We start from the raw sequence: 10,389 nt of genomic DNA, 5'->3' as shown, positions 1-10,389 counted from the left end.
GACTGCTTCATCCACCGGGGGGGATCTGCCGTGCTGCCGTCGTCCGCCGCATAGAAATGCGAAACGGAGTAGTTCAGTCCCACCGTCGTCTCGGGGGCCGGAACGACGGGCTCCGGCTCTTCCGCCGCATACGCGTACAGGATGCAGCAGTAATACTTCCCCGCGCGCGTCTTCTCCACGGTGATCCGCTTGAGATCCCAACCGTTTTGGGGCCGGCGGTGGAATCTGGCCCGGACGATTCCGGCCTTGGTCATGCGGATGCCGTTTTTCGTCAGGTAGATGGTGGGGCCGGATTCAAACACATGGTTGCAGGCCGTGAAGGAGTCCCGGTCGTTCTTTTTCCTTTTGAAATGGGGGTATCCGAAGGACTCCGGATTTTTGAAGAACACGCGAAAGGCCTGGGAGAGCTTGTTGTGCTCCTGAATGAGGGCCTGATTATCGACCTCTTTCAAAAAAGGCGCCTCTTTTTTGTACTTCGCCGGCGTCGGAATAAAGTGGGCGTCCGTCTCGGCGTAGAAGCGCTGCTGGTCTGCCAGCATCTGGTTCCAGATGTAGCGGCAGCATCCGAAGGTTTTTTCAAACAGCTCCGCCTGCTCCGCCGTGGGCTCAAGACGCACCTTGATCGTGGTGTACTGCGTCTTCCCGCCCTTCCTGGCAGCGCCTTTTCCATACATCCGGCCGTCTCCCCCCTCAAATTCTGCTCTTGAGACAGCGCTTCTGATTTTGTTATGGTGTACCTTTTCAAACTGAAAATGAGTGTTCAAAAAAATTTCTGAAAACCCCTTAATTTTCTGAATAGACCGCCGATGATAAAGGTGTAGACAGCAAAGCCCTCTGGTTCGTAAAAGTACACTTTTACAAATCAGAGGGCTGGTTATTTATAAAAGAAAAGTTTCGATACCGGCATCCCCGTACAGAAGATGAAACACAGGAACATGATTTTTTCTAAGACGGTTTTCTCTCCCCGCAGGCAGCAGCAGGTGCCGGCGGCGGCTTAAAAGGACCGGCGCGGCCGCGCCGGTCCTTTTGTGGGCTTGGGGGAAATCGCCGCCAGGGACGTACGCCGGGCGTACGGAAAACGTAAGAAAAGACAACCACATGACACTTTCACATCATGCGGCTGCCTTCAGTTGGGAATACTTTTTTATAAAGGCACCTCTGCCCCGCCGGCGTTTTATAATTGTTTCAGATCACCCGTCGCTCTGGGTCTTGCGCAGGAATTGAATGGTCCGCTCGTTCTTGGGGGATGTGAAGAACTCCTCCGGCTTGCCTTCTTCCACCACGACGCCGTCGGCCATGAATACCACCCAGTCCGCCACTTTTCTGGCAAACTCCATCTCATGGGTAACCACCACCATGGTGGAGCCGTCATAGGCCAGCTGGCGCATGACCTCCAATACCTCGCCGGTCAGCTCCGGGTCCAGCGCAGATGTAGGTTCGTCAAACAATATCACCTCGGGATTGATGGCCAGTGCCCGGGCAATGGCCACACGCTGCTGCTGTCCGCCGGACAGCAGATCCGGATAGTGATAAGCCCGCTCGGTCATACCCACCTTATCCAGCATTTCAAAGGCGATCTTCTCCGCCTCAACAGCGGGCACCTTACGGGCGCGAATCAAACCCTCCTCCACATTTTCCAGCGCGGTCATATTGCGGAACAGATTAAAGCTCTGAAATACAAAGCCCATCTTCATCCTCAGCTGGCGGATCTCTTTTTTTGTCACCTTGGTAATATCCTTGTGAAAATCGTCGAACGTAATCTCGCCCTTGTTCGCCGGTTCCAAAAAGCTGATGCACTTGAGCAGCGTAGTCTTGCCGGAGCCGCTGCTGCCCAGGACGGCGATTACATCGCCCTTATCCACAGAGAAGTTGACGCCCTTGAGCACCTGATTCTCGCCAAAGGATTTGTATATGTTCTTTACTTCTAACATGCTGTTACTCATGATCAATCCCCCATTACTGACGGGCAGCCCTTACGGCTTTGGGCTTGTCCCATACCATCTTCTTTTCCAACCGGCTCTGCACCCAGGTAAGGACCGTGCAGATGATCAGATAGAACACCGCCGCCTCGCAATACAGCGCAAAAGGCTCGAACACGCTGGCGGAGATTTGCTGCGCTTTGGTGAAGAGTTCCACGATGGTAATGCAAGATGCCAAAGAGGTATCCTTGGTCAAGCCAATCAGCGAGTTGAACAGCGGCGGGAACGCAATGCGAAATGCCTGCGGCATTATAACCCGTGCCATCGTCTGGGGATAGGTCAGGCCGATCATCGAGGCGGCCTCCCACTGACCCTTGGACACCGCCATGATGGCGGAGCGGAAAATCTCCGCTGTATAGGCGCCCAGGTTCATGGAAAAGGCAATGATGGCAGATGGAAACGCCGGAATGATAATACCCAGAGAGGGCAGGCCGAAAAAGATAATAAACAGCTGAACGATCAGGGGCGTACCTCTGAAAATCCAGATATAGAATCTTGCGAACTGTTTTAACCCCTTGATGTTTGCCACTTGCACCAACGCCAGAAACAGGGCGATAGAACAGCCAAAAATGAAGGACAAAACCGTCAGGGGAATCGTCAGCTTGATGGCCGCCAGACCAATCTGCGGAAATGCCGTGACAAGTATATTAAATACTCTAGAACTCATTGTGGGTCTCCCTTTTACATTATATATCTACCGCACGTACACGGCACAGGTCTTTTCCTGGCCTTGTTTGATAAACAGCGAAATGCCCAGCGGTGAGAGGTTTTTCGCCAGTTGAGACGATTTTCCGCCGCGCTTTGGAAGCCGAGAAGATCACCGCAGAGCGGCGGAAAAACCGCTGTTTGGGCATTTTGACATTTTTCAAACAGGGCCTAAAGCTGTACCAATCGACAAAGTACACAGATACGGCTGTAATCGCTGTTGAAAAGGGGAAAACACGGAAAACTTGTTTGGTAAAATTTTAGCGCAGTCAACGGCGATTTTAACCGCAAAGCTGTGTGCTGAGACGATTGATAAAGCTTCTGAATTTTTTTGCGATGGTTAATCGACTGCCGGCTTACTCAACAGGGTTCGTATAATCGCCCCGCAGATACTTCTGGGACAGCTCTTCCAGAACACCCTCGCTGCGCAGATCATCCAGCGCCTGATTGACCGCGTCATAGAATTCCGTCTGACCCTTCAAAATAGGAATACCGTACTCCTCAGACAGGCCGGGCACCATGAAAGCGACCTTCAGCTGGGCCTCGGGATGCTCGTCCAGATAGTCGTTCAGCGTAGTGGGATCGAAGTTGCAGAAATCGGCACGTCCGGAAAGTACGGTCTGTGCAGCCTGGTCAGTGCCCTCAATCAGCACAATCTCCGCACCGGCCTCGGCATAAATCTGGCCGGTGGTAGAGGCCTTACTGGTGGCAACCTTGGCTCCTTTCAGGTCATCCCAGGATTGAAGCGTATCGTTATCTGACCTGACAACCACTTGACGAGGGATGTAGAGATACGGTCCGGCAAAGTCATATTTCTCCTGACGCTCGGAAGTAATACCCACGGTGTTGATAACCGTATCCAGACGGCCGGAATCAATGCCTGCCAGCAGGGAGTCCCATGCGGCCTCGGTGAACGCTACCTCTACACCCAGCTTCTCAGCAATGGCCTTAGCCAGATCCACGTCGTAACCGGTGAGGTTGTCGTTCTCATCATGATAGGTATAGGGCTTATAGGTACCTTCAATACCAACTTTCAACACACCGGCGGATTTGATGGCATCCAGCTGGCTCGCAGCAGCGCTGCCGCTCTTGCCTTCATCCTGGGCAGCATTGTTCTGGCCGCAGCCAACCAGCGCAACGACAAGAATGAGGCAAATGATTGCAGAAATAAACCGTTTCATTTTTGTACTCTCTCCTTCATCTTTTTTGTTTGCGTTGGACGTTCTTTGGATTGCCCATGTTAATTATACTTCGCATCAAATAGTAACGCAAGTTTATTGTGCCTAATAGCAATCTAATTAGCAATTGTTGACCTTTCAACAATGCCGCATCATGTGTCAATTTGCACAACACTGATGAAGTCCTCTGCGTTCCTCCTTGTGCACCGCGCCGTAATATTGCACTTATTTTTTCCTCATACACCGTTTTTCTTCTCCAACTTGTTAAAAAAATACACAAATTCCTTTCCGCAATTTACGCAGTCCCGCTCTTTTCAATCCTCTAAACGCCATACAAATCCTGGTAGAACTGAAGCCGCCGCTGTGCCTCTTCCAGCTGTGCCACGATAAAAACCAGCCGCCCATAAGGGCGGCTGGCAGCGTTGTACCGCGACGCTCACACAGAGCTTATTGGCCCTCCTCGCAGCTGACTTCCAGGACATTATCCTCAAAAGTGACGGCACGGACCTCGCGGCCGCCGGTTGTGGCGGGCTCATAAAAAATCTTGTAATTTGCGGCGTGGAATTTGGCGATGACCTCATTGAGTTTCTCGCGGCTGTCCACACGAATGGACAAGTGGGCAAAGCCGGTGCGGTTGGGCTCCTTCTTCTCGTCCACAATCTCAGGCTTGGTCATCAGCTCCAGGCGGGCGCCGGTGCCCACGTCCATGATGTAGGAATAATACTGATTTTCCGGCTCATTGTAGGAAAAGGCCACCTTGGCGCCAAAGTAGTCCTCAAAGAACTTTCTGGCCCCCTCCAGATCCTTGACAAACAGTCCCGTGTTGGCAATGTACATGCTGCGTCCTCCTTAAAAAATGTCTGCTCTGATACTTCTTGAAATGAGGTATTGCGTTCCCGGGCTTCTGATATTCTGCCCAGTATCTCGACCTCCATGCCGGCAAGTATCTGGAAGAGATGCCGCCTCTCCTCCACACGCTTGTCTGATGGGGGATCAAAGACTTGCGATGCGCCGTCGATAAGCGCAGCTTTCCTGCCCCTGAATCTACACTTCCTTGAAATGGGCGGTACGATAGATGATGGTGTCCTGGGCATCTTTGTCCAGCTCGGTAAAATAGGCCATGTAGCCAGCCACGCGGACCATCAGCCCCTTGTACTTTTCGGGTGTGCGCTGCGCCTCCCGCAGCGTCTCATCATCTACCACATTGATCTGAATATGCTCGCCGCCGTGCTGGAAATAGGTCTTGATCACGCCCTCGATGCTGGTCAGACCCTTTTCACCCTCCACACCTTTGGGGTCAAAGCGCAGGTTGAACAGCGCGCCGTCGTGGAAGGACGCCTGTCCCATGGAGGCCACGGACTTCACCGTGGCAGTCGGCCCCTTTGTATCACGGCCCATCATGGGCGAGGCGTTATCGCAAAATGCTTCGCCGGCCCGGCGGCCGTCAGGGGTAGCGCCGCACACGGCGCCGTGGGACACGTTGACCGTCTGAGAGTGGACATTGAAGGAATAGGCGCCGCCCCGAGCGTCCGGCCAGGTCTGCACATTTTGGGCAATAAACTGCATCATCTCCCGATAGATACCGTCCACATAGGCATTATCGTTGCCGAATTTCGGGGGCTTGTTCAGCAGCATCTGGCGCAGGCGCTCCTCACCTTCAAAGTTCTTGTCCAATGCCTCGATCAGTTCCGCCATAGTAATATCACGATCCTGGAACACACAGGTGTCAATGGCGGCAATGGAGTCCGCCATATTAGCCGCACCGGTGATATACAGGCCCGCGGTACTGTATCGGGCGCCGCCCTCCTGTACAGAGCGGCCAGCCTCTACGCAGCCCCGGGTAACCATGGAGGCAAAAATCACCGGATAGCGGGTCATATGCATGCTCTGCATGATGTTATACCCGGTGGTAACCATCTTATAGTGGTGCAGGATCTGCTTTTTCAGCGCGTCCTTAAATTCCTCAATATTTCGAAACGCCCGGGGATCGCCGGTCTCCAGCCCCATCAGCTTGCCGCTCTGGGGATCTACGCCGTTGTGCAGAACAAATTCCAGCATCTTTCCCATGTTGACATAGCCGGCATCGGGAGAGCCGTCGGTCCCGCCGCCCCCGGGACCAGGCTGGATACAGCCCACGATGGTCCAATCCCGGGCCTCTTCCATGGTGCAGCCCTTGCCCAGCGCCATCTGCATGGCCACATTGTCGTTGAAAAAACCAGGGTTCGCCTGCCCCTCCTGAATCATTTTACAGCCCTTTCGGATCAATGCCTCCGGCGTGCCTTCCCAAACGCGGACGGCCATTACCGGCTGGGTGGTCTGCAATTCAGAGGCCGCATCCAGACACAGATAGGACAGCTCATTGGTGGCGTCTTCGCCCTCGGGAGTCTGGCCGCCTACCACCAGCAGCTCCCACATGGGATAACCGGCAAAGGAAGTGGCATACCACTTGTCGCGCACCTCGAATACCTCGCAGGCTTTCAGATAAAAGCACTCCAGCATCTCCAAGGCCTCATCCTTGGTGATATTCTTCTCAATCAGAACATCTTTTTCATAGAAGGGCCACATGTACTGGTCAAAGCGGCCGAAGCCGTTGGCAGTGGTGCAAACCTCAATATGGAAATACACATGGACAAACCATATCAGCTGCAGCGCCTGCTGGAAACTGCGGGGCGGATTTTCCGGTACCACCCGGCAGTTCTCCGCGATGGTCAGCAGCTCCTTTTTCCGCTTTTCATCGGCGCAGGCCGCCTGCGCCTCAGCCTCCGCGGCCATACGGCGGGCATACTCGATCAGGCCCTCGCTCTGGATGATGCAGGCCTTCCAAAAGTCAATTTTCCCCTGATCCTCCCGACCGCAGCTGACGGTGTTTCTGATATTTTCACGGCACTCCTCAATATAGCCCTTCAGGCCAACCGTCACCAGCTTTTCGTGGTCGCAGGTGGTCTCGCCGGACACGCCGTTGGTCAGCCCCACCGTAATGATGTCGTCATGAATCCGATCACAGATCTCCGGTGGCAGCGCCTCTTTGGACATATCCTGCATGGACTTTCCCTTCCAGTATTCGAGTGTCCTGCTGATGGTCTCTCGATCTTCGGGGGAAATGTCATAGGGATCGGTCTTTCTCACCGGGAAGGCGTCCAGCTCCGGCAAATAGAACTCCGTGCTGGACTGAAACTCCGGAAACAGGCTGGCGCCCCGGTACTTATTGGTAGGAGTACCCACGATCAGCTCGTCATCCATCAGCAGCGTGGTCATGTGTTCCATGATATACCGAACCACTTTGGCCCGGAAGATAGGGACCGCCTCACCGGCAAACTTCTGATACGCCTCCGTTTGCAGCACCAGACGCTCCGCCGTGATGCAGGGCCTGGAATCAAACAGTTTATTCCGCATTCTTTGAAGCCGTTCATTTAACATGTATGACCCTCCTTTTCGTAACTGCTGAAACGCAATGTATCGCGGGAGATAGTATCGCCATTGTACCCGGCAGATGATTTTCATGCAATATTATTCTTGCGGACAAAAATCTATTTTCTTGCGAACTATTGCCGCATTATTGCTCTCACCGTATCCGGCACCCGCCCGCAATGAGCAACTCCCCATACCGTCACACATCTTTACCTGAAATGGTACGGCAGGAGCAGGCATACCGGCGTATGTCCAAAATTTTTATCCAGCAGTTAGGCCTTGTTTGAAAAATGTCAAAACGCCCAAACGGTGGATCTTGATCCGCCACTCTGCGTTAAATGTTCTTGCCGGGCGTCAGCCCGCCTGCAAAAATCTGCCTTGATTGGCGAAAAAATCTCTCGCCGTTGGGCATTCCGCCTTTTTTCAAACAAGGCCTAGACTGATTTTTGTTCCGTAAGCCTGACAGTGACAACTGCCTCTCTGCCGCTTCGAAAGACGGTGATTTTGACCTGATCTCCGACGCTGTGCCGGTCTAAAACCGCGGTGATGTCCGCGGTGCCGGCAATGGGCGTGCCGTCAATGTCGATGATACGGTCTCCGCTTTTCAAGCCGTTGTCCGCGGCGGAGCTGATTACATAGATTCCCGGTTGGTCGAAATAGGCCGCCGCTCCCGGTCTTGTGAGCTGCGCCGCGCTGATGCCGAGCTGCGGCCGCCCGGTCACGTAGCCGTGTTGGATCAACTCCTGTGTAATCTCCCTGACAGTGTTTGCGGGAACGGCAAAGGCCAGCCCCTCGATGTCACTGCCGGAGGACTTGGCGTTGACAACGCCTACCAGTTCCCCATCCAGGTTGAACAGTCCGCCGCCGGAATTGCCCGGATTCACTGCCGCCGAGGTTTGCAGCAGCGTCATGGTCTGTCCGTCAATGGTGATCTCCCGGTCCTTCGCGCTGATAATGCCCTCTGTCACCGTGCCGCCCAACTCCCCCAGCGGGTTGCCGACGGCGATCACAAAGTCCCCCGCCCGTGCCTGAGAGGAGTCCGCCAGCTCTGCCGGCGTCAGCCCGGCGGCGTCAATTTTCAGCACCGCCAAATCTGTTTTTATGTCGGAGCCTGCCAGCTGAGCGGCGTAGGTCTGGCCGCTGTTCAGGCGCACCTTGACGGTGCTGGCCCCGTCTATGACGTGGCGGTTCGTGACAATATAGCCGTCCGCCGTCAAAATCACGCCGCTTCCGGCTCCTTCCGTCACATACTCCCCGTACCAGCCGCTGACCTGTTTGGTCTCCGTAAACACTTCTACCACACTGGGGAGTGTCTGGTCCACTATGTCCGCCAGGTCGATTACAACCAGGGAGGCGGCAGATGCGTTCATGCCCAGAGCTCCAATGCACAGTAAAACTGTGCAGAGGACTGGTGCAATCCGTTTTTGTAATTCTTTCATATGGCGTTTCCTTTCCGTCACGTAATTTCCATCGGGCCTTCCATCAGCTCCCGAATGGTTTGCAGGGACAAATCCGTGGAGGCGATCCCGTCCGCGCAGTGTTTCAGTTCCTGGACAATCAGCGCCTGATGCGCGATGTCCCGTTTATATTTCAGCTGGTGTTCAATGCTGGCCCAGCAGTCCATGGCGATGGTGCGGAGCTGGCCTCCAGCCGGAAGCGGATGCTCCGGCTCCCTCTCCAAAAACCGCAAGGGCATTGAGAGAATCATGTGATAGCTGCGGTATCCGTTTGGCTTTGGGCGCCGGATATAGTCCTTTTCTTTCAGAATTTCAATGCCTGGGATTTTTCGAATCAGCGCAACCGTCTGGTCAATGTTCTGCACAAAGGGGCAGATCAGCCGTACTCCCGCCGCGTCCTGCACGTCCCGGAGTGCACTGTCTGCTGTAACGGGGAGCTTTTGGCGTTCCAGCTTCGCTTTCATGCTCGCCGCGCTTTTGATTCTGGCTTGAAACGAGGCGATGGGATCTCTCTGTCCCCGGCTGATCTGATACCGGCGGATCATATGGACACAGGAGAGAAATTCTTCTATCGCCCCCTCTAAAAGAATCAGATATTCCCCGTAAAACTCATGCTCCGCGCCGGTAATATCCAACAAAAAATTCTCCATATCAAGCTTCCTTCCGCAATTCGTCCCCGTGAGGCAAAACGGCTCTTGTCAGCCAAAGCGCACACCGCAGAGTACCGTCTTCCGCCAGGACAAAGACCAATGCCACCTCATTTGTGTCATTTCGGATCGTGATATGTCCCACGCCGTCCTCGCCGGCAGTGGCGTCGATCACAGCTCCCTCAGAAAAGGAGAGCGTCATGGCTCGCCGCTTCTCGGAACGCCGGAAACGCTGACCTCTCCGCCGCTGTCCAACAGACAGGTTCCGCCGGTTTCCTCAGTGGAAAACCGAGCGGCGCCGCCTTGAAGCGCGTCCCCATTCTCCGTCTGGAACAGCGCCGCAAGGAAAAGCAAGTCTTTTTCCGCCTCCTCCTCGGAAAAGGCGTCCGGACCCGCGCAGCCGGATAAGATCAGCAGCAGCAATAGAGCGGCCCCTATTTGGGGGACACACAGCATAGGAACCTCCTTCCGGCCGCTTCTCTATCATTGAGACTATGACACCAGTATAGCTGCCAAACCCAAAAACAACTTAAAAAAGGCTGGAAATCAATTTTTTTCACAGGGACGGTCTGCCGCTGCCATCAGTCTGCGGGATGTCCGCAAATACAGCGCGGCTACAAACGCGGTAGAGAGAAGGTCGGCTGCCGGCTGGGCCCAGGCCAGGCCCTCCGCCTCCAGCAGCGCCTGGAGGATGTACAGGGCCGGAATATAGATGATGCCCTGGCGGCTGAGGCTGATTATCAGGGCCTGCGCCGCCGCGCCCATGGCCTGCAAAGCGTTGGTCAGCACATAGAACACGCCGAACAGGAAACTGGTGGTCAGCAGGATATTTGTGAAGGCGAGCGCGTAGTCAGACGACGCCGGTTCCGATAAAAATACGCAGATCACTGAATCCCGGAGCAGATAGCACAATCCCGTCATAACCGCGCTGAGGCCCAGAGAGAAGAGAATGGAAAAGCGCATGATCTGCCTGAAACACCCCAAAGCCTTGCGCCGATGCAGTAGCCCAGCAACG

The 10,389-nt window shown here is 54.5% G+C and carries 11 protein-coding genes; all 11 read right to left on the bottom strand.

The window, feature by feature from the left end; translation table 11 throughout:
* Positions 1–674: RNA-guided endonuclease InsQ/TnpB family protein (locus C816_RS15230; protein WP_016323292.1), on the bottom strand; the 674-nt coding region annotated here is incomplete at its 3' end.
* A gap of 516 nt (positions 675–1,190) precedes the next feature.
* Positions 1,191–1,943, bottom strand: coding sequence for an amino acid ABC transporter ATP-binding protein (locus tag C816_RS15225; RefSeq protein ID WP_016323291.1), 753 nt, complete (start codon positions 1,941–1,943; stop codon positions 1,191–1,193).
* 13 nt (positions 1,944–1,956) lie between these two features.
* Entirely contained in the window at positions 1,957–2,646 is a 690-nt protein-coding gene (locus tag C816_RS15220; protein WP_016323290.1) for an amino acid ABC transporter permease, read from the bottom strand.
* Positions 2,647–3,040: 394 nt separating this feature from the next.
* On the bottom strand, positions 3,041–3,865 hold the full coding sequence (locus C816_RS15215) for a transporter substrate-binding domain-containing protein (protein WP_016323289.1): 825 nt from the start codon (positions 3,863–3,865) through the stop codon (positions 3,041–3,043).
* A gap of 444 nt (positions 3,866–4,309) precedes the next feature.
* Complete coding sequence (locus C816_RS15210) at positions 4,310–4,699, bottom strand: VOC family protein (protein WP_016323288.1); 390 nt, start codon at positions 4,697–4,699, stop codon at positions 4,310–4,312.
* A 207-nt stretch (positions 4,700–4,906) separates the two neighbouring features.
* Positions 4,907–7,279: a glycyl radical protein gene (locus tag C816_RS15205; protein ID WP_016323287.1), complete on the bottom strand. Its 2,373-nt coding sequence runs from the start codon at positions 7,277–7,279 to the stop codon at positions 4,907–4,909.
* A gap of 425 nt (positions 7,280–7,704) precedes the next feature.
* Positions 7,705–8,640: a S1C family serine protease gene (locus tag C816_RS15200; protein WP_207636940.1), complete on the bottom strand. Its 936-nt coding sequence runs from the start codon at positions 8,638–8,640 to the stop codon at positions 7,705–7,707.
* Positions 8,641–8,726: 86 nt separating this feature from the next.
* Positions 8,727–9,377 (bottom strand): GTP pyrophosphokinase, encoded by a 651-nt coding sequence (locus C816_RS15195; RefSeq protein ID WP_016323285.1) that lies wholly within the window; start codon positions 9,375–9,377, stop codon positions 8,727–8,729.
* A gap of 1 nt (position 9,378) precedes the next feature.
* On the bottom strand, positions 9,379–9,576 hold the full coding sequence (locus C816_RS15190) for a hypothetical protein (protein ID WP_016323284.1): 198 nt from the start codon (positions 9,574–9,576) through the stop codon (positions 9,379–9,381).
* Positions 9,573–9,830: a hypothetical protein gene (locus tag C816_RS15185; protein ID WP_016323283.1), complete on the bottom strand. Its 258-nt coding sequence runs from the start codon at positions 9,828–9,830 to the stop codon at positions 9,573–9,575. The genes C816_RS15190 and C816_RS15185 overlap by 4 nt, the downstream gene beginning before the upstream one ends.
* A 90-nt stretch (positions 9,831–9,920) precedes the next feature.
* Positions 9,921–10,337, bottom strand: coding sequence for an MATE family efflux transporter (locus C816_RS15180; RefSeq protein ID WP_016323282.1), 417 nt, complete (start codon positions 10,335–10,337; stop codon positions 9,921–9,923).
* Positions 10,338–10,389: the final 52 nt, after the last annotated feature.

The organism is Oscillibacter sp. 1-3, from assembly GCF_000403435.2.
GTDB lineage: Bacteria > Bacillota > Clostridia > Oscillospirales > Oscillospiraceae > Oscillibacter.
The sequence above is the reverse complement of the archived record's forward strand: the minus strand, read 5'-3'. Positions and strand labels throughout refer to the sequence as shown.

Bases quoted from the DNA above. Each gene is read 5' to 3' on its own strand.
- C816_RS15195 (WP_016323285.1), bottom strand. From the start codon at position 9,377: ATGGAGAATTTTTTGTTGGATATTACCGGCGCGGAGCATGAGTTTTAC.
- C816_RS15215 (WP_016323289.1), bottom strand. From the start codon at position 3,865: ATGAAACGGTTTATTTCTGCAATCATTTGCCTCATTCTTGTCGTTGCG.
- C816_RS15190 (WP_016323284.1), bottom strand. From the start codon at position 9,576: ATGACGCTCTCCTTTTCTGAGGGAGCTGTGATCGACGCCACTGCCGGC.
- C816_RS15220 (WP_016323290.1), bottom strand. From the start codon at position 2,646: ATGAGTTCTAGAGTATTTAATATACTTGTCACGGCATTTCCGCAGATT.
- C816_RS15225 (WP_016323291.1), bottom strand. From the start codon at position 1,943: ATGAGTAACAGCATGTTAGAAGTAAAGAACATATACAAATCCTTTGGC.
- C816_RS15200 (WP_207636940.1), bottom strand. From the start codon at position 8,640: ATGAACGCATCTGCCGCCTCCCTGGTTGTAATCGACCTGGCGGACATA.
- C816_RS15180 (WP_016323282.1), bottom strand. From the start codon at position 10,337: ATGCGCTTTTCCATTCTCTTCTCTCTGGGCCTCAGCGCGGTTATGACG.
- C816_RS15185 (WP_016323283.1), bottom strand. From the start codon at position 9,830: ATGCTGTGTGTCCCCCAAATAGGGGCCGCTCTATTGCTGCTGCTGATC.
- C816_RS15205 (WP_016323287.1), bottom strand. From the start codon at position 7,279: ATGTTAAATGAACGGCTTCAAAGAATGCGGAATAAACTGTTTGATTCC.
- C816_RS15210 (WP_016323288.1), bottom strand. From the start codon at position 4,699: ATGTACATTGCCAACACGGGACTGTTTGTCAAGGATCTGGAGGGGGCC.